We start from the raw sequence: 17548 nt of genomic DNA on the forward strand, positions 1-17548 counted from the left end.
ATCAACGAGCCCTCACACCAAATTGCGTCGTCAGGGACAGCAGGAAGCGCGGGTCGGGCTTTTGCGCCATCAGCGCCGGACGGTTCAGCGGCACGGCGACGGTCATGTCGAGCCGGCCGAGCGTCCCGTAGGCAAGCCGCACGCCGCCACCGGCCGAGAACAGCTTTTGCGGATTCAGCCCGTTGAAGCTGCTGTCCTTGTTCCAGACCCATGCCGCATCGAAAAAGGCGAAGGGCTGGATGGCGAGCGCCTTGGTATTGGCGGGGACGAACGAGCCGTAGCGGGCCTCTGTCGTCACCGCGACGCCGCTGTCGCCGATCACCGTGCCGGGGTCGAAACCGCGTCCGACGGTGAAATTGCCGCCCGAAAATTCTTCATAGGCGACGAGCGGATCGCTCGCCCATTGCGCGCGCGGCGCCACCGATAGGGTGAATTTGGGCGTCGGTCGCCAGTCGGCCTGTGCGTTGGCGCGCAGCACGAAGGCATCGGGTTTCGCCTCGATCCGGGTAAGCGGAACCGCGCCGGGCAGGAAGCAGGCCGTGCCGCCGGGGCCGCAGTCCTTGCTGGCGCCCAGGAAATCGACGCCCTGGCGCGCTTCGAGCGAGGCGCCGAAGGCCCAGCGCGGCTCGGCCGGGGTGTAGCCGTGCCGGCCCGCGATCGATGCCGGATCGGTCCAGTTGCCATCCATGTGAAGGTTGAAGACGCGCACGCGATCGCGGTTGAGGGGGACGCCGCCGATGGCGATGTCCTGATCGATGATGTCGAGCCCGCCGCCGATCTGAATTCGCTTCGCCTGCGTCAGCACGAGCGGATAGCCGGCGAACAGGCTGATGATCTGCGTATGCGATTTCAGCGGCAGCGTCGCGACATCGGGGCGCGTCCATGCATAGGTATAGCTGCCGCCAAGCCGCAGACCTTCGCCGCCGACACGCATTTCGTGCGACAGTTGCAGCACCTGCTGCTCCTCGAAATCGGCGGTCGAATACAGGCTGACGGTCGTCAGGTCGCCCAAGCCGGTCAGGCCGGCGGCGCGCGCGCGGACCATGCCGCCCCAGCGGCCGACGTCGTGCGACCCGAAATTCTGGATATTGGCGTCGAAAGCGAACGGCGTGCGCGTGACCGTGACCTCGCCGATCACTTCGCCGGGCGCATTGCCGGGACGCAAGGTCAGCCGGGCATCGAGGCCGGGGATGTCGCGCGCGAGCAGCAGATAGCGCTCGGCATCCTCGACATTGAAGATCGGCGCATCGTCGAGATGCGCGAGATAGCGTTGCAGCAGCCGCTCGTTGCTGCCGGCATCGCCGCGCACTTCGACGCGCGCAAGGCGTGCCGAGAGAATGTCAAAGCGGACGATGCCGTCGCTGATTGTCTGAGGCGGGACGCGCACCGCGGCGAGATAGCCCTTGGCGCGCAGCAGCGTCGCGGCGCGGTCGCGAATGTCGCACACGACCGCGATCGGCAGATCCTGGCCGACCTTGTCCGACCAGGCGGGCGCGAGCATGGCGGTGTCGATCCCCGGCGCGGCGGAGAATTCGGCGCTGCGCAGCGTCACCCGGACATTGGCGAATTCGGGCGCGGCGAGGGGGCAGGGGGCGTGTTCGATACTGTCGTCGGCCGACACGACGCGCTCGCCCGCGGGGGCGATCGGCGGCGGCGCGCTGCGGTCGATTTCCTCGCGCGTCGGGACCGGCGGCGCGCTTTGCGCCGATGCGGCGGCCGGCGCCATCAAGGCGGCGATCGCCACCGAACCGGCGAGCGCCGCACCGAAACCTGTCCTGTCGCCCTTGACCGTCATATTACCCCCAACCCCGAGCGCAGGCGTTTTCGAACGCGCTCCAGCGATCCTGCCGCCCCCACGGGCAGCTAGACCAATTTATCGACCCAAGGAAAGGACTTGCGGCTCTATCCGGCCGCATAGTCTGCAACAAATATCAGACCGGCGCGGCCCCTTCAATGCCCGCCAGCCGTGCGTTCAGCCGCCGCTCGCTTCGGCTTCCGCCATCGTGTCGACGAGCCGGTTGAGCTGCGGGGTGCAGCCCTTTGCCATCAGCGCATCGACCGACGCGTCGGGGGTCGCGGGCACCTCTCCCATCGGCTTGAAGCGGATGGTGACGGGGGCGCTGAGACCACCGCCCGACAGGCGATAATCGACATCATATTTGACCGGCATCGCATCGGACGGCCATTTGCGGAAATTGGCGCCGACGACGAAAGCAACGGTCTGCGTCTTGCCGTCCTGTTCGATCTTCAGAAGCTCGTCGGTGTCCATATAGGGGCGCCACAGCATCAGCGTCGCGGGATCGGCGACGCAGAAGGTGCCGGCTTCGCGATAGTCGATGAACCACAGGTTCGGCGCACGCAGTTCGGCGGGCTTGGGTTCGTCGGGACCGCGCGAAAACCCGCCGCGCGATCGCATCGACGGGCCGCTGGCGAGCATCCGCGTCACCGCGCTGCCCATCGTCTGGTTCGACTGGATCGGGCCGCTGGCGCCATAGGTGCCGGGCCCCGACAGGGTGCGCGTCTTGCCGCCCTGCATCAGCACGATCTTGTCGCCCGCCACGAGGGTCAGCTTGTCGCTGGCCTTCAGCTTTGCGCCGGTCGGATATTTGGACGCCGACGGACCGGTCGATCGCACGACCATCGATTGCGCTGCGGCGGTGCCGGCAACCGCGAAGGCAATGGCGGCTGCGGCGGTGGTCAGGCCCAGGCGGCGGGTCCGGAAGTCAGGAAAGGACATAGCTTTCTCCCTTGTCGGTATCGTTCAGGCGTTCGATCAGGAACATGATGGACAAATCCTTACCCCATTCGGCCGCCAATGCTGTGGCGCAGGTCACATAGGCCTTTTTATCGCCCGCCGCATGCGCGGCAACCAGCGCGGCGATCGCGGCGCGCTGATCGGGGCTGAGGTCGGCGCGCGGGGTGAAGACGTCGACCGGCTGCGCCCGCCCGCGCAGCGTCACGCGGCCCATCGGCACCAGATCGTCGCGCCCCGAGCGCTCGGCGGCTTCGGCCGAGATGAGGACGCCGGTCTTCAGGCTCTTGTTCGCCGCCTCCAGCCGCGAGGCGGTGTTCATGCTGTCGCCGAGCGCGGTATATTGGATGCGATCCTCACCGCCGAAATTGCCGACGATCGCGTCGCCGACATGCAGGCCGACGCGCGTCATGCCGATCGGCGGCACGCCCTCCGCCATATCGACACGAAAGGCTTCACCCGCCTGGTACATGGCGACCGCCGCCGCCGCGGCGCGCGCGCCATCGTCGGGGCGGCTGATCGGCGCGCCCCAGAAGGCGACGACCGCGTCGCCGACGAACTTGTCGATCGTCCCGCCATGTTCGAGGACGATGTCCGACAGGCGGTCGAGATATTCGTTGAGCAGCCGGGCCACCGTCTCCGGCGTCACCGCATGGCTGAGCTTGGTAAAGCCTTCGAGGTCGGTAAAGACGCAATAGATGTTGCGCCGTTCGCCGTGCAGCGAAAGCTGGTCGGGATCGCGCATGATCTGCGCGGCGACATCGACAGGCAGATATTTGCCGAGCGCCGACTGCGCGAAGGCGCGCTGACGCGAGCCGATGGTGCGCGCCGCGGTGCCGACCGCGGCATAGCCGAGCAGCCAGCCGACCGCCCAGCCGAAGGCGGGCAGGGTCGTCGTGTCGATGCCGTGGCGGTGCAGCCAGAAAGGGAAGGCGACGAAGAAGGCAAGCTGCCCCAGAAAGGCGAGCGCGACCCAGCGCGCACGCATGTCGATCAGGCTGGTCAGTCCCCCGGCGACGACGACGAGGATGGCCAGCACCCACAGCGACGGCCCCGGCACCGGCGCTGGCCAGTCGCCGTCGAGTTGCTGCGCCAGCATATGCGCATGAACTTCGAGCCCGATCATCGTTTCGTGCAGCCCGGTGATCGGATCGACAAAGCGGCTCATTGGCGTGTTGAACTGGTCGTTGTCGATGATGTCGCCGCCGATCAGGACATAGCGTCCGCGCACCAGCTCGGCGAGGCCGGCGAGCATTTCATCGTCCATCGGCACCGCAAATGTGTCGATCGGGATGTTGGCGAAGACCGGCTCCTCCTGTCCGGCATTGGCGCGGGCGGGCAGGAGGAAGCGGATATTGCCCTGATAATCGGCGTGGGCGGCGTCGACCGGCGCCAGCGCATTCGCCATCAGCGGCGGCAGATTCTTCGGCCGGTCGGGCCAACGGCGGATCACGCCGTCGCCGTCGGTGCGGAACAGGACGCTCGTCGGCCGGGTCTTGTCGGTGCGCACGTCGGCGATGAAGGACTGAAGGAATCTCTGCTGTTCGTAGAAGATGGTGTTCGGATTGCTCGCCTGTTCGGCATAGGCGAGCCATGTCGGCGTCGTCATGGCGCGCAACTGCGTCTTGAGCAGATCGTCGTCGGGGCGCGGCGAATCGAAAGCGATATCGATGCCGATCGCTTTCGCGCCCATGCGGTCGATATTGGCGAGTGCGCGCGCAAGCAGCGTCCGGTCGAGCGGCGAGCGGATGCCGGTGTTGAACAGCGTTTCGTCATTATAGGTGATCATGACGATGCGCTGATCCTGCGCGACATGCGGTGCCATCAGGGTCGCGCGCGCATCGTAGAGCGCGCGTTCGGCATCGTTGACGAGCGGCATGTCCCAACTGAAGCGCGCGAACAGCGTCGCGACGATCAGGAACAGGATCGTCGCCGCCATCCGCGACGGACCGAGCTGCATGACCAGCCGCCGGACCCGCTTGCGCAGCGGGATCGTCGCCGGGCCGTTGGCGGCCGGCATTGCGTCGGGCGCGGCGTCCGGGGCGATGCTCGCGGCCATCGGGTCAGCGCGCCGCGCGTCCGGTCGAAACTCCGGTGGCAGGTGCGGCTGCGGTCGTCGTGGGGAGGCCGTGCAGCAGCGGCTGCGCACCATCGCCGATGATGGCGAACCCGGCCCAATAATAGGGATGCGAGGTTTGCTGGTCGTTCATCAGCTGGCTTTGCGTCGTCCACAGCGCATCGGCGACGCTTTCGCCTTGCGGTGCGGCGAACAAGCCGCCGATCAGCCGCTTGGTTGCGTCGAAATCGTCGGGCGCCGGCCAGTGGCTTGCGATGACCGAACGCCCCCCGGCGCCGATGAACGATCGGACGAGCCCGTCGAGCGCGCTGCCGCCGCCGCTGGCGACGCCGGCCTCGCGCGTGGCGGCGACCGAGGCGGCGCCTGCGGTATCGCAGGCCGACAGGATCACCAGGTCGGCGTCGAGCTTCAGGTCGAAGATCTCCTGGAAGGTGAGCAGGCCGTCCGAATCCTTGTCGCCGAACGAGGTGACAAGTGCGGGGCGCGCCGGGCAGGACGGCTTCGGCGCGGTGACGAGGCCGTGGGTTGCAAAATGGATGATGCGATAGTCGCTAAGGTCGCCGCGCTCCTTGACCGCGGTATCGGTGAAGGCGCCGCCGGTGAGCAGGGTCGAGCTGTCGCGCCCGATGGTGCTGCTAGCGGTCACGAGTTCGGCTGCAGAGATCGGGCGCGCCCATTGCGAGGCGCTCCACTGGCAGGTGCCGTCGACGCTGTCGTTCGCCGCACCGCGGGTGCCGAGCGAGGGCAGGATGCCGCCGGCGAGCGGCAGATTTTCGCCAAGCCCGAAATATTGCCGCCGTGCGGTCGATGGCGGCGCCTGGCGCGCGTTGCGGAAGGCGAGCGCCGATACCGCGGTGCTCGGCCGGGTCGAGCGCCCGAGCCAGGCGATGCCGCGCATGTCGAAGGGGTCGGCGGCGGGATCATTGACCCGCTGTTCATAGGCGGCGAGCCCGGTGTCGGAGGTGATGAGCAGGTTGACGGGAAGTTTCAGCATCGCGCCATCGGGTTCGAAGACAAGGTGCTTGATCGCCGGCAGGTGATCGGCGGCCGGGCCGAACAGCTGGACATAGAGTTTGCGCGCGGTGGCCGCGTCGAACGGATAAGTGACGCGGCGCCCGTTTTCGACCGTCGAAATCGTCGAGCGGATCGCATCGACCGCATTTTCCAGGCCGTCGGCGTCGATGTCGGCGCGCCAGAGCTGCGCATTGCCCGGCTCGATCAGCATCGCATAGACGGCGTCGCCGACGACGAGCATCTTCAGATAGGCTTCGTCGGGGCGCAGTACCTGCTGCAATTCGCCGAGATCGAGCTTGCCCGACGATACGACGCGGTATTGCGGGAACGCCGACAGTTTGGCGACGGTTTCGGCCTGCTGGAACGACAGATTGTCGATCTGTGTCTTCACATCGGCGAGCCGTGCGACGACCTCGCCGGTCGCGGGGAGCTGGATCAGGCGCGCTTCCTCGATCCGCGCGCGTTCGATGTCGCGATTGAGCGTCGTCGCCTGACGGAACAGCCGGGCGCCGTCGCCGTCGCCGCCCGACAGTTCGCGCGCCAGCACAGCCTGCGTATCGGCGACGCCGGGACGAACCTGGAGCTGGCTGGCGACGAAGAAATCGGCGACGGCGGCGGGATCGGTCGGCGCGCGTGCCGCAAGCAGGCGGTAATAGGGCGCCATGATATTCGCCATGCCGGTCGACGACCGCTGCGTGTCGGCGAGCGCCTTTACCACCGCGTGATAGAGGGCGAGCGCCTCGTCGTCGCGGCCCTGGCGGGTCAGGAAGGCGGCGTAGCGCGCGCGCGCCGAAGCGAGCGCATTGGTTTCGGGATATTCGATCGCGAGCGCATCGACCGATTCGCGGAAGCGCGCATCCGCCGCGCCCATGTCGCCCAGTGCCTCTTCGGTCAGCGCAAGCTCGCCGAGCATCTGCGAACGCAGCCGGACGATCGAAGTGACACGCCCCTGCCGCACGGCCAGCGCGTCGGTCAGACCCTTGAGCTGGAGCTGCTTGGCGGTCTTCGCATCGCCGCGGAGGCGATCGACGGTGCCGAGCAGATGCGTCGCCTGTGCGTCGATGATCTGCGCGCGCTCGAGCGGGCTCAGACGCTCGCTGTCCGATGTCTGGCGGATGGCGCGGGCGTTGCTGCCGCTGTTGACCCCCGCGGTGATCGCAGGGGTCAGCGTGACGCTGCCGTCGGCGGCTTCGATCGATGCGGTGGTCGGCGGCACCGGCCGCTGCAGGATTTCGGCGGCGCGCGCATAGTCGCGCTGGTTGAGCGCATCGATCGCCTGGAAATTGCGCCGCAGCCGCAATTGCACCGGATCGCTCGTCGGGATCGCATCGACATTGGCGAACAGGCGCGCGGCTTCGGCAAATTCGCCGAGGTTCGATTTCTGAAGCGCGCGGTTAAGCGTGAATTCGCTAGGATCAATGTCGCCGGTGGAGGCATCGTTCGCGGTGCGGCGCGACAGCGCTTCGAAAAATTCGGCCGCTTCGGCATAGTCGCCGCTGTGGTTGCGGCGATAGCCTTCGGCGAGCGCCCGGTCGAGGTCGATCGTCCCGGCGAGCGTGCGCGCAAAGCCTTCGTCGCCGCCGCCGACCGACGTGGTCGCGACCTTGATGACGCCCGGTGCGACCTTGTGCTGGCGGATCGACTGGAGCGCGAGCGTCAGCGCGTCGCCATAAGCGGCAAAGCCTTCGGCGGTGTATGCGGTGGCGCCGTCCATTTCGATGCGGCTCGCCCATTCGACGCTGCTGCCCTTGATCGTGCAGCGACCGTCGGCCCCGCAGACGATGTCCGGATCGCGCGCCGCTGCCAGCCGCTGCGCCGCGTCGGCTTCGCTGGCACGCAGCGCGCGGATATAGCCGACGGGCTGGCTCGCGTCGCGGCACACGATCACCCAGGCGCGGTCGAACATGCCCTTGACGACGGCGTCGCGGACCGTCGCCTGCACCTCGCACAGCGAGCCGCCCTGGCTGCCGATCGAAAAGCTGTCGCGGAGCGTCGGGTCTTCGCCTTGCGCCCAGGCCGGGACAGGCGCCGATGTGGCGAGCAGCGCCAGCAAGGACAGGCGAAACGCAGGTCGTACGGTCATCACGATATTCCCCCAGGGTCACGGCATCGGGCACCTGGCCATCTGGTTGGCGGCAAGGCGCAGTCTGTTGCTGCGGTACGACCCATTCCCGTTGCGGCGGACCCTAAACCCCTTGTGGCGAAAAGGGAAGTGATCTGCCGCACAGGCGGCTTGCGCGCCGGGGCGCGGCCACCTATCTGCCATCCCGACAGGGTCAATTTCCAAAAGAGGGTGAAATGAGCGGATTCGACGATCGTGAACGGGCTTTCGAGGCGAAGTTCGCCCGCGACCAGGAGGTGCAGTTCCGCATCACCGCACGCCGCAACCGCCTGCTCGGCGAATGGGCCGCCGAGCGCATGGGGCTGACGCCCGAGGAAACCGACGCCTATGCCAAGGCGGTCGTGCAGGCCGATTTCGAGGAGGCCGGCGACGAAGATGTGATCCGCAAGCTGGCTGGCGACCTGACCGCCGCCGCGGTCGAGATCAGCGACGCCGAAATCCGCTCGATGCTCAACGAAAAGACGGCCGAGGCGCGCCGCCAGTTCATCGACACGCAGAACTGATCGCGGAACCAGGCAGGACATCCGGCATGGGCATGCGCGAATCCGATTTGCGGGCGATGATCGAGGCGGCGCTTCCCGACGCGGAGGTGACGATCACCGATCTTGCCGGCGACAATGATCATTATGCGGCGCATATCGTCAGCGAAACCTTTCGCGGATTGAGCCGCGTCGCGCAGCACAAGGCGGTCTATGCGGCGCTTGGTGGGCGCATGGGCGGCGAACTTCACGCCTTGCAATTGACCACCGCCATCCCTTCATAGGGGTATGACCCCAATGCGGCGCGCCCGCGCCCGTGCCGGAGACCTGTTATGACCGAAGCCACTCACGACCGCATTGCCAAGCTGGTCGCCGACAATCCCGTCCTGCTCTTCATGAAGGGCACGCCGCTTTTCCCGCAGTGCGGCTTTTCGTCGCGCGCCATTGCGATGCTCGACCGGCTTGGCGTCGAATATGCTAGCGTCGATGTGCTGCAGGACATGGAAATCCGGCAGGGCATCAAGGAATTTTCGGACTGGCCGACGATCCCCCAGCTCTATGTGAAGGGCGAATTCGTCGGCGGCAGCGATATCATGATGGAAATGTGGGAAGCCGGTGAGCTGCATCAGCTCGTCAACGGTCTTCCCGCGCGCGCCGACTGACATGACGCAGACCATCGGCTGACCGGCCGGGCCGGCGGTATAGACCGCGCGCCCGGCTCGACCTTGCCTATTGCCAGTCGACACGCAGCGGCGCTTCGCGAAAGGCGAAGCGGTCGAGATGACGCGCGACCGCGCCCTTCAGTGCCTCGAGCTGGCCTTCGGCGCTCGCATCGATGCGAACCGACAGCGCGGCTTCGCCGGCGTCGAAGGTGACCAGCCCGTCGCCGGGCCAGTCCGCTCCGCGCGCGTCGCGCGGAAAGGTGACGGTGCCGTGATCGGCGGTGAAGGCGACCGCCAGATTATGCTGCCAATGCTTGCAAAGCTGCTGCAGATATTTGCTCGCATGCGCCGTGGGGACCTGCGCGGTGGCGGTATGGGTCGTCTGAGCCTCCATCAAAGCCGCTCGATCTTCTGTGCCGCTTCGTCGATCCGCGCCACAATCTCGTGGAGCGTGGCTTCGTCGAGCTCGCGGTCGCGCAGCCGGTTCATCAATACGGCACGCAAATTGCCCATCGCCCGGCGCACTGAAGCGCTGTCGGTGCGCTGCTGCTCATCGCCGACTTCCGCCAGCCGCGCCAGCAGTTCGTCGACGAGCGCGGCATTGGCGTCGAGTTCGGCCTGACCCTCCGGCGTGATCGCGAAGAGCTTCTTGGCGCCCTCGCTGTCGGCGGCGGCAATCTGGCCCATGTCGTCGAGCAAGGTGAGGGTAGGGTAGATCACGCCGGGGCTGGGCGCGTAGGCGCCGCCTGTCAGTTCCTCGATCCGCCGGATCAGGTCGTAGCCGTGGCGCGGTTCGTCGGCGATCAGCCGCAACAGGACGAGGCGCAGTTCGCCGCTGTCGAACATCCGGCGACGCCGGCCGCGGCCCTCGTCATCGTGGCCGTGACGGCCGCCAAAGCCGCGCCCGCGGCCGAAGCCGGGTCCGAATCCGCGCCCGCCGTGTCGCATGCCATGGCGCATGCCGCATCCGCGATCGCCTCTATGTCCATGAAAGTGCATGTCTTAATCCTTCAGACTGTTTTTAGATAGCTCTAAGATATATCTTAAATAAAATTGCGCAAGGGGTTTTGCGATTTTGTGCGCGAGCGCTCTGTGGCCGGAGCGGCTATTTCCCTTGACTCGCTGCGGCTCGCCGCTATTAGGCGCCCCCGTGTTGTCAGGGTTCCGATCCTGGCAATTCCGTCCGAGACAGTTGGTGCGGGGGATTTGCTCCGCTTAATTTCCAGCCTAGACGGGGAACAGTCTTTTTCGGTCGCCCGCCTGTATCCAGGCGCCCGCGGCTTGACCGACCCCATCGGACATCGCCACGCAACGGACAGACGGGATGCGTCCTTTCTGGCCTTTGCGTTCGTTAGCCGCCTGGCGGCGCGCCCTGTTGCGCGCATCCGGGCACAGAGTGGAGAAACAGGCATGGATCGTGCTCAAAAAGCCGATGCCGTATCCTCGCTGAACGCTACGCTGTCGAATGCGGCTTCGGTTGTGATCGTTCGCAACCTTGGTCTTACCGTCGCCCAGTCGACGGTGCTTCGCCAGCAGATGCGCGACGCGGGCGCGAGCTTCAAGGTCGCGAAGAACCGCCTGGCCAAGATCGCGCTCGAAGGCACGCCCTACACCGGCATCAGCGATTATCTGACCGGTCCCACGGCTATTGCCGCTTCCACCGATGCGGTGGCGGCTGCGAAGATCGCCGTGGAATTTGCCAAGACCAACGACAAGCTTGAAATCGTTGGCGGCGGCATGGGGGATGTGGTCCTCGACGTGGAAGGCGTGAAGGCGCTCGCTTCGCTGCCGTCGCTCGACGAGCTGCGCGGCACGCTTATCGGCCTGCTTCAGGCTCCGGCCACCAAGGTTGCCCAGATTGCGGCAGCCCCGGCTGGTCAGCTGGCGCGGGTCTTTGGTGCCTATGGCGCCAAGGAAGCGGCATAAACCCTACCTACCCTTACCAATTCACCGGGCTATCCCGGTTCTGATGGAGAATGAAAATGGCTGATCTTGCTAAGATCGTTGAAGACCTGTCGGCGCTGACCGTTCTGGAAGCTGCTGAACTTTCGAAGATGCTCGAAGAAAAGTGGGGCGTTTCGGCCGCCGCTGCTGTCGCTGTTGCCGCTCCGGCTGCTGGCGCTGGCGCTCCGGCTGCTGAAGAAAAGGATGAGTTCGACGTCGTCCTGACCGGCGACGGTGGTCAGAAGATCAACGTCATCAAGGAAGTCCGCGCGATCACCGGCCTGGGCCTGGGCGAAGCCAAGGCGCTCGTCGAAGGCGCGCCGAAGGCTGTCAAGGAAGGTGTCAACAAGGCCGAAGCCGAAGACATCAAGAAGAAGCTGGAAGCTGCCGGCGCGACCGTCGAACTCAAGTAAGTTCGCTGTCGTTCGCAGCGGTTTCCGCCGGTTCCCGGCGGAACCATGGCGACAAGAAAAAGGGCGGTGCCTTGCGGCGCCGCCCTTTTTCCTTGCGCGACGAACAAACTTGGCGCGCGCGGCTAGTCAGCCTCTGGCTCAGCCCTTGGCGAAACCGGGGCGCAGGCCCGGGCGCGCGGGGCGGATATCGGGACGATGCACGTCCTGCTGCGCCGGGGCCGGTTCGGGACGCTGGGCGATGTCCCACGCGCTGGCCGGCTGGCGGCGCATATCCTTCTGTTCAGCGAGCAGCGCATCATAGTCCATCCGTTCGCGGCGGTCATAGAAGCGCGCGCGCTTCAGCCGCTTCTTGAGCGTCAGGAAGGGATTGTCCTCGCTCGGGCCGGCCATGGCCAGCGCCTCATGGCGGCCCATGCTGCCGTGCGGCGCGGTGGCGAATGCGGGCGTCGAACGCGGTTTGGCGGGCGGCACCGTAATAACGGGCGCGCGATAGGCTTCGGGCGCAGGGGCCGCGACCGGCCCATCTTCGTAGCGCGTTTCCTCGACAATTAAGTCGGCGCGGCGGCGACGCATCAACGCGAACGCTGCGCCGCCAGCGAGCAGCAGCGCTGCGGCACCGCCTGCGATTTCCCAGGGGAAGGCGTCGCCGCCGGCATCGGCGGGCTGCGCGACCACAGGATCTGCCGGTTCGGCAACCGGCGCCGCGAGCGGCGGCGTCAGTGCGCTATCTTCGGCGAGCGTCGATGCGGCTGCGGTAGCCGGTGCGGCTGGTTCGGTTGCGGGGCTGGCCGGGGCTGCGGCGGGCTCGCTGGTCCGCTCGGCCGGTGCGGCTTTCGCCTGACGTTCGGCGCGCGGCGCGGGGAGCGCCTCGGCCTGCGGCTCCGCCACCTTCGGCGTTGCTTCGGTAGCGGGGGGCGCGACGTCGAGCGGCACGCGGATGACCGGCGCAGGTGCGGTCGTCGCAGGCTGCGTCGTCTGCGGAGCCGGTGCGGCGACCGGCGGGACCATCACAACCGGCGGCGCGACGGGTTCGGGCGCCATCGCGGGGGGCGTGGTTTCGGCCGGCGCGGTCTGCGCAAAGGCGGCCGGGGTGGGCAGGACCAGGAACGCGGCCATCGCGCTCGTGGCAGGGCGGAGGAGGGGGAGCTTCTTCGTCATAGTGAAAGGAAAACGAACCGCGCGTGAAAAGCGCTGCCAAATGACAGCGCTTTTCACGACGAGCCGTGGCGGCCCGGCGATTGGACGAAGATTCGGCGCGTCGGCGAACCGAGTCGGGGTTGCGGCCGGCCGCCGCGCCGCGGCTCAGTCAGCGACCCAATTGCCGTGAAAGCCGGGCGGGATCCGGTGCGGCAGATGGATTACCGCTTGCGGCGCGCCGGTAAATTCGTCGGCGTTGAGGATGACGAGCTCGCTGGTCTCGTTGGTCATGTCGACCACCAGGCCGATCAGCCAGCCGTCATCTTCGGCCCCGGCGGCGCTGCGCGGGACGAAGACAAACTCGCCGGGGTGGCGTCCAGGACCGAAATCGCGCGCCTCGGTCACACCCTTTTCCAGATCGTGGCGGAACAGCCGGGTATCGGCGATCGCCATTTCGACCGCGTCACCGCCCGGAATGGCGACGCTGTAGATATAGCGATAGGGGCGGGTGGTCAGGCGCTCGTCGTAGCGCGGAAATTCCTGCGGATGATCGTGTAGAACCGTGCGCGTCGTCGTCCCCGCCGCCGGATCGATGGTCCAGCGTTCCATGCGCGACCGTTCGCTGTCGGGGCCGCGCGTCGAGCGCGCGAACATCGTGTCGTGCGCGACGACATCGACCACCACCTTGCCGTCGGCGGTTTCGAACGCATTGGCGGGGTGAAAGACATAGCAGGGATCGACCGGCACCCACACCACCTCGTCGCCACGGCCTTTCCTGGGGAGGAGGCCGACCCGCGCGGGATGGGCTTCGTTCCACGCATAGGGAAAGCGATAGCCGGCGAGCAGCGATTTCATCGAAAAGGTGACGGGCAGATCGAACACCAGCACGTAATGTTCGGTGATAGCGCAGTCGTGAATCGACGGACCGTCGCTCACTGCGACCGCTTCCTCGCGGATCACCTGCGCCTTGTCGTCGAGCACGACGTGCCAGACCTTGTTCATTTCGTCGCCGCGGTAGGTGATCGCATGCGTCTCGCCGGTGAGCGGGTCATGATGCGGGTGCGCCGTATAGGGGCCGACGAGCGTGCCATCGAAGGGGTTATGGGCGATCGTCATGAGTTGATCGTCGAGCTCGACAGGCTTGCCGCCCGCCTCGACGATCGCAAAGGTACGTCCCGCCAATCCGACGACATTGGTGTTGGGGGCATCGAAGCCGTCGGTGCGCGGGCCGGGGGGGATCGGCTCGCCGAGCTTTGCGCACGCCTCGGTCCCGCGCACCCAGCGGTTGCGATACCAGTGCGCCTTGCCGTCGCCGATGCGCAGCCCGTGGACCATGCCGGCGCCCGTGAACCAGTGGTAGCTCGCGGGATCGGGGGGGAGAGCCGGGTTGGGGCCATTGCGCAGATAACGCCCCGAAAGCGCCGCGGGAATGTCCCCGTCGACGCGCAGGGCCTCGATCGTCAATTCCTCGGTCATCGGTTTGTGGATGCCGGTCAGATAGGGATGCGCTTCGGTGGGGCGGGGCAGGCGCTTGCGGTTGAAATCGGCGACCTTGCCGATGCCCTTGGTGACCGCGCCGCGGATCAGCGTTTCCATATTGCTCGCCATGCCCTTCTCCTTTCGCTTGCGCGACCGACTCGCGATGTTTACAGTGCAAACATGATCGACGAAGATAACAGTGTCAACATGGAAAATGTCGATGCGGTGGCGACGCCGCGTGGCAAGGGCTATCATCATGGCGACCTGCGCGCTGCGGTGATCGCCGCCGGGATGAAGCGGCTGACCGAGGGCGACGATGCGGAACTCGGCCTGCGCGCGCTGGCGCGCGACGTCGGCGTCAGCGCCACCGCGCTTTACCGGCATTTCCCCGACAAGGAGGCGCTGCTCGACGCGCTGGCCGACGAAGGATTGCGGCGGCTGGGGGCGTTGCAGGCGCAGGCGTGGCTCAAGGCGGGCGGCGGCAAGGCGGGCTTTCTTGCGATCGGTATCGCCTATGTCCGCTTTGCGCACGAAGACCCCGCTATCTTTCGGCTCAGCTTCACGCGCCAGATGCCCGAACGCTATCGCGAAGCGGGGACCGATGGCGGCGAAACCGCCTTCAACCTGCTGCGCGTCGGGGTGTCGCAGGCGCTGCCGCAGCTCGATGCGCCCGACGTCGCGGCGCTCCACGCTTGGTCATTGGTGCACGGGCTGGCAATGCTGATTCTCGACCGCCGGATCGAATGGGACGAAGCGCGGGTCGAACAGGTCGTCGCAATGACTTTCGGCGGGTTCGACTAACGCGATGATTTGCAGAGATTTCGCGCCCGTTCCCGGCTAAACAGGTGGCGATGTTAGCCATTTGTTTTCCAGTTTTTGCCAGATAACGGGCATGACGCGGACACTCCCCCCACGAGTAGAAGCGACGTTCTGGTCGCTGCTGATGGCGCTTGGCTATTTCATGCTCGCCAGCCTGTCGCTGCATACGACGAAGGGGGAGGACAATATCGCCGCGATCTGGCCGCCGAGCGGCTATTTCCTGGCGTTGCTGCTGTTGATGCCGGGGCGCGCACGACCGGCGGCGATCGGCGCCGCAGCGGCGGCCAGCCTTGCCGCGAACATGCTGAGCGGGGCGCCCTTCCTGATGGCGGCGATTTTCACGCTCGCCAATTCGGTCGAGGCGGGGCTCGCCTTCTGGATCGTTCGCCGCCGCGAGGGCGAGGACCTCTCGTTCATGGTGCCGCGCGCCGTCGCCAGCTTCTGCCTTGCGGTGATCGCGGCCAGCATGGCCAGTGCCTTGATCGCGGGGGGCGGTACGATGCTGGCTTTCGGCGGCATCGGCCTCGACTTCTTCCTCTCGTGGATGACGACCGTGGCGCTCGGCATGCTGATCGTGGCGCCGCCGTTGATCATGCTGACGCGGCTTGTCGCGTCGAAAGCGCTCGACAATGCGACGATGCGCATGAAGATCGAAGCGATCGCAGTGCTCGCGCTTGCGGCGCTGATCACCGCGGTCAGCTTCGAACAATCGCATTTTCCGGCGACATTCCTTCCGGTCATCGCGGTGATCGTCGCCGCCTATCGCGTCGGTCCGTTCGGCGCCGCGGCCGGCATGCTCATCATCGCCGGCATCGCGGCCTGGCTGACCGGGCAGGGGCACGGGCCGGTCGCGGCGATGGAGGCCAGCGTCAAGGAGCAGGTCTTCTTCCTGCAATTCTATCTGCTCGCGCTTCAGTCGACCGCGCTGCCGCTCGCTGCATCGCTCGTCGTCCAGCGCCGGCTCGCCAAACGGCTCGAGCAGAGCAATCGCTGGCTGGTGCAGGCCGAAGCGGCTGCGCTGGTGGGCCATTGGCGCGTCGATCTGATGCGCTGGACGATTCACTGGTCGGACCAGACCTATCGCATCCACGGGCTGGAACCCGGCGCGCCGGTCAGCGTGACGACCAGCGTCGAGCAATATGTCGAAGAGGATCAGCCCGCGGTGAGGGCGATATTGGAAGAGGCGGTGCGCACCGGCGAACCCTTCGAATATCAGGGACGGATCATCCGCGCCGACGGCGCGATACGCTATGTCAAATCGCACGGTTCGATCGAGCGCGGGCGCGGCGGGCGCAGCGTCGGCATTTTCGGTACAGTGCAGGATGTCACAGCAACGGTCGAAAATGCCCGCAGCCTGGAAGCCGCGCGCAGCATCGCCGAGGAAGCGGCGAACACCGACATGCTCACTGGGCTGCCCAACCGGCGCTCGACACTCGCGCTGCTCAATCGCGCCTTGCTGGCGGCAGGCGAGGGGCGGACGCAACTCGCAGTGGCGATTTTCGACATCGATCATTTCAAGCAGATCAACGATCGTCACGGTCATGCAGTGGGCGACGAGGTCATCCGCTGGGTGGGGCAGCGCGCGAAGGCTACGCTGCGCGAAGAGGATGTCGTCGGCCGCTATGGCGGCGAGGAATTTGTGTGCATCTTTCAGGGGCCGAGCGCCCGGTCGGCGGAACTGGTCGCCGAGCGCATTCGGGCTTCGATCGAAAAGGCCGATGTCGATGCCGAAGGGCCGGCGCATGTCACGATCAGCATCGGCCTCGCGGCCTACGCTGCCGACACCAGCGTCGAGGAATTGCTCCACCGCGCCGACAAGGCGCTCTATCTCGCCAAGCGCGAGGGGCGCAACCGGCTCCGCATGGCGGCCTGATCCGCGGGCAAAAAGAAGGGCGCGAGGGATGTCCCTCGCGCCCACCTTTAACCAATCGCGCTGCGATCAGTTGGCTTCTTTTGCCGTCGCTTCCGCGGGCGCCGGATCGGCTGCCGCTTCGGCGGTCGCCGCGGGCTGCGCTGCAGCCTTGGCTTCGGCAATCGCCGCCGCAAACTGCTCGGCGGTGAAGCTCGTGGCCAGACCCTGCTGCGACTGGAAGAAAGCCGACTTCGGCAAGCGCATGTCGCCTTCGGCGGTCGTCAGCACGACGGCGTCGGCTTCGACAACCTTGACCTTGCCAACGATAGCGGTGCCCTTGGCGCTGCGGATGTCGGCGCCGGGGACGAGCGCGGCGTTCAGCGCCGCGGTGGCGGCGGCGGCCTGCTGGTCGAGCCAGGCGGTGAGCTGTTCGAGGGTCAGCGTGATCGCCGGGCCCTTGTCGGTTTCCATGAACGACGTCTTGGGCAGTGCGACCGACTTGCCATCGACAGTGATGACGACGTTGGGGTCGGCGACACTGGCAATCGGGCCGATCGCCTTGCCGGCCGAGTCATAGACCGTCGTGCCGGGCGCGAGGTTGATGGTCGGCGCCGCGGCGGGCGCGCCCTGCGCGAATGCCGGCGCGCCAGCGGCCATTGCGAGGCCGAGAGAGAGGGACGTGACAATGCCTGCGATCTTGCGCATAGCTTCTTTTCTCCTTGGTGGTTTTCGGATTGACATGGACCTTGAACGCATGCCGCGACGCGAAGGCCATGCCAAAGCTGCCGAACCGTGGCA

At 66.6% G+C, this 17548-nt stretch carries 16 protein-coding genes; 7 read left to right on the forward strand and 9 right to left on the reverse strand.

Annotation, left to right across the window (positions count from 1 at the left end):
- Window position 1: 1 nt before the first annotated feature.
- The 4 genes from ATE59_RS08280 to ATE59_RS08295 all read right to left on the reverse strand — a co-directional run bounded on the left by ATE59_RS08280 (window position 2) and on the right by ATE59_RS08295 (window position 7926).
- Window positions 2–1795: a ShlB/FhaC/HecB family hemolysin secretion/activation protein gene (locus ATE59_RS08280; RefSeq protein ID WP_058812011.1), complete on the reverse strand. Its 1794-nt coding sequence runs from the start codon at window positions 1793–1795 to the stop codon at window positions 2–4.
- 177 nt (window positions 1796–1972) lie between these two features.
- On the reverse strand, window positions 1973–2737 hold the full coding sequence (locus ATE59_RS08285; RefSeq protein ID WP_003039191.1) for a hypothetical protein: 765 nt from the start codon (window positions 2735–2737) through the stop codon (window positions 1973–1975).
- Window positions 2724–4811 carry an adenylate/guanylate cyclase domain-containing protein gene (locus ATE59_RS08290; protein WP_082657352.1) on the reverse strand — a complete coding sequence of 696 codons (2088 nt, stop codon included), beginning with the start codon at window positions 4809–4811 and terminating at the stop codon, window positions 2724–2726. The genes ATE59_RS08285 and ATE59_RS08290 overlap by 14 nt, the downstream gene beginning before the upstream one ends.
- 4 nt (window positions 4812–4815) lie before the next feature.
- The gene (locus ATE59_RS08295; RefSeq protein ID WP_058812012.1) at window positions 4816–7926 is read right to left on the reverse strand and encodes a CHAT domain-containing protein; all 3111 of its coding nucleotides are present in this window, start codon (window positions 7924–7926) and stop codon (window positions 4816–4818) included.
- A gap of 215 nt (window positions 7927–8141) precedes the next feature.
- Between ATE59_RS08295 and ATE59_RS08300 the strand changes: the two genes are divergently transcribed.
- From ATE59_RS08300 to grxD, 3 genes are read left to right on the forward strand one after another with little or no spacing between them, the layout of a single operon-like run.
- Window positions 8142–8468: a DUF1476 domain-containing protein gene (locus ATE59_RS08300; RefSeq protein ID WP_003039183.1), complete on the forward strand. Its 327-nt coding sequence runs from the start codon at window positions 8142–8144 to the stop codon at window positions 8466–8468.
- 26 nt (window positions 8469–8494) lie between these two features.
- Window positions 8495–8728, forward strand: a complete 234-nt coding sequence (locus ATE59_RS08305; RefSeq protein ID WP_058812013.1) for a BolA/IbaG family iron-sulfur metabolism protein — start codon at window positions 8495–8497, stop codon at window positions 8726–8728.
- A 48-nt stretch (window positions 8729–8776) separates the two neighbouring features.
- The gene (gene grxD, locus ATE59_RS08310) at window positions 8777–9106 is read left to right on the forward strand and encodes a Grx4 family monothiol glutaredoxin (protein WP_003039178.1); all 330 of its coding nucleotides are present in this window, start codon (window positions 8777–8779) and stop codon (window positions 9104–9106) included.
- A gap of 67 nt (window positions 9107–9173) precedes the next feature.
- On the opposite strand, the gene ATE59_RS08315 is transcribed toward grxD, so the two are convergent.
- Both ATE59_RS08315 and ATE59_RS08320 read right to left on the reverse strand, forming a co-directional pair.
- Window positions 9174–9500 (reverse strand): DUF2218 domain-containing protein, encoded by a 327-nt coding sequence (locus ATE59_RS08315; RefSeq protein ID WP_058812014.1) that lies wholly within the window; start codon window positions 9498–9500, stop codon window positions 9174–9176.
- Complete coding sequence (locus ATE59_RS08320; protein WP_003039172.1) at window positions 9500–10066, reverse strand: PadR family transcriptional regulator; 567 nt, start codon at window positions 10064–10066, stop codon at window positions 9500–9502. The genes ATE59_RS08315 and ATE59_RS08320 overlap by 1 nt, the downstream gene beginning before the upstream one ends.
- A 450-nt stretch (window positions 10067–10516) precedes the next feature.
- On the opposite strand from ATE59_RS08320, the gene rplJ reads away from it, so the two are divergent.
- Both rplJ and rplL read left to right on the forward strand, forming a co-directional pair.
- The gene (gene rplJ / locus ATE59_RS08325) at window positions 10517–11032 is read left to right on the forward strand and encodes a 50S ribosomal protein L10 (protein WP_003039169.1); all 516 of its coding nucleotides are present in this window, start codon (window positions 10517–10519) and stop codon (window positions 11030–11032) included.
- A 56-nt stretch (window positions 11033–11088) separates the two neighbouring features.
- The gene (gene rplL / locus ATE59_RS08330) at window positions 11089–11463 is read left to right on the forward strand and encodes a 50S ribosomal protein L7/L12 (protein ID WP_003039166.1); all 375 of its coding nucleotides are present in this window, start codon (window positions 11089–11091) and stop codon (window positions 11461–11463) included.
- Window positions 11464–11601: 138 nt separating this feature from the next.
- Here rplL and ATE59_RS08335 read toward each other — a convergent pair whose 3' ends face one another.
- Both ATE59_RS08335 and ATE59_RS08340 read right to left on the reverse strand, forming a co-directional pair.
- Window positions 11602–12621: a hypothetical protein gene (locus ATE59_RS08335; RefSeq protein ID WP_058812015.1), complete on the reverse strand. Its 1020-nt coding sequence runs from the start codon at window positions 12619–12621 to the stop codon at window positions 11602–11604.
- Between the two features lie 144 nt (window positions 12622–12765).
- Window positions 12766–14208: an 8'-apo-carotenoid 13,14-cleaving dioxygenase gene (locus ATE59_RS08340; protein ID WP_058812016.1), complete on the reverse strand. Its 1443-nt coding sequence runs from the start codon at window positions 14206–14208 to the stop codon at window positions 12766–12768.
- Window positions 14209–14259: 51 nt separating this feature from the next.
- On the opposite strand from ATE59_RS08340, the gene ATE59_RS08345 reads away from it, so the two are divergent.
- Together ATE59_RS08345 and ATE59_RS08350 are read left to right on the forward strand one after the other, a co-directional pair.
- Window positions 14260–14880, forward strand: a complete 621-nt coding sequence (locus ATE59_RS08345; protein WP_003039152.1) for a TetR/AcrR family transcriptional regulator — start codon at window positions 14260–14262, stop codon at window positions 14878–14880.
- Between the two features lie 91 nt (window positions 14881–14971).
- A complete protein-coding gene (locus ATE59_RS08350) occupies window positions 14972–16771 on the forward strand; it encodes a sensor domain-containing diguanylate cyclase (RefSeq protein WP_231737215.1) in 1800 nt (599 codons plus the stop codon).
- A 66-nt stretch (window positions 16772–16837) separates the two neighbouring features.
- Here ATE59_RS08350 and ATE59_RS08355 read toward each other — a convergent pair whose 3' ends face one another.
- Window positions 16838–17455, reverse strand: coding sequence for a hypothetical protein (locus ATE59_RS08355; RefSeq protein ID WP_058812018.1), 618 nt, complete (start codon window positions 17453–17455; stop codon window positions 16838–16840).
- Window positions 17456–17548 lie beyond the last annotated feature (93 nt).

Source organism: Sphingopyxis sp. A083 (assembly GCF_001468495.1).
GTDB lineage: Bacteria > Pseudomonadota > Alphaproteobacteria > Sphingomonadales > Sphingomonadaceae > Sphingopyxis > Sphingopyxis terrae.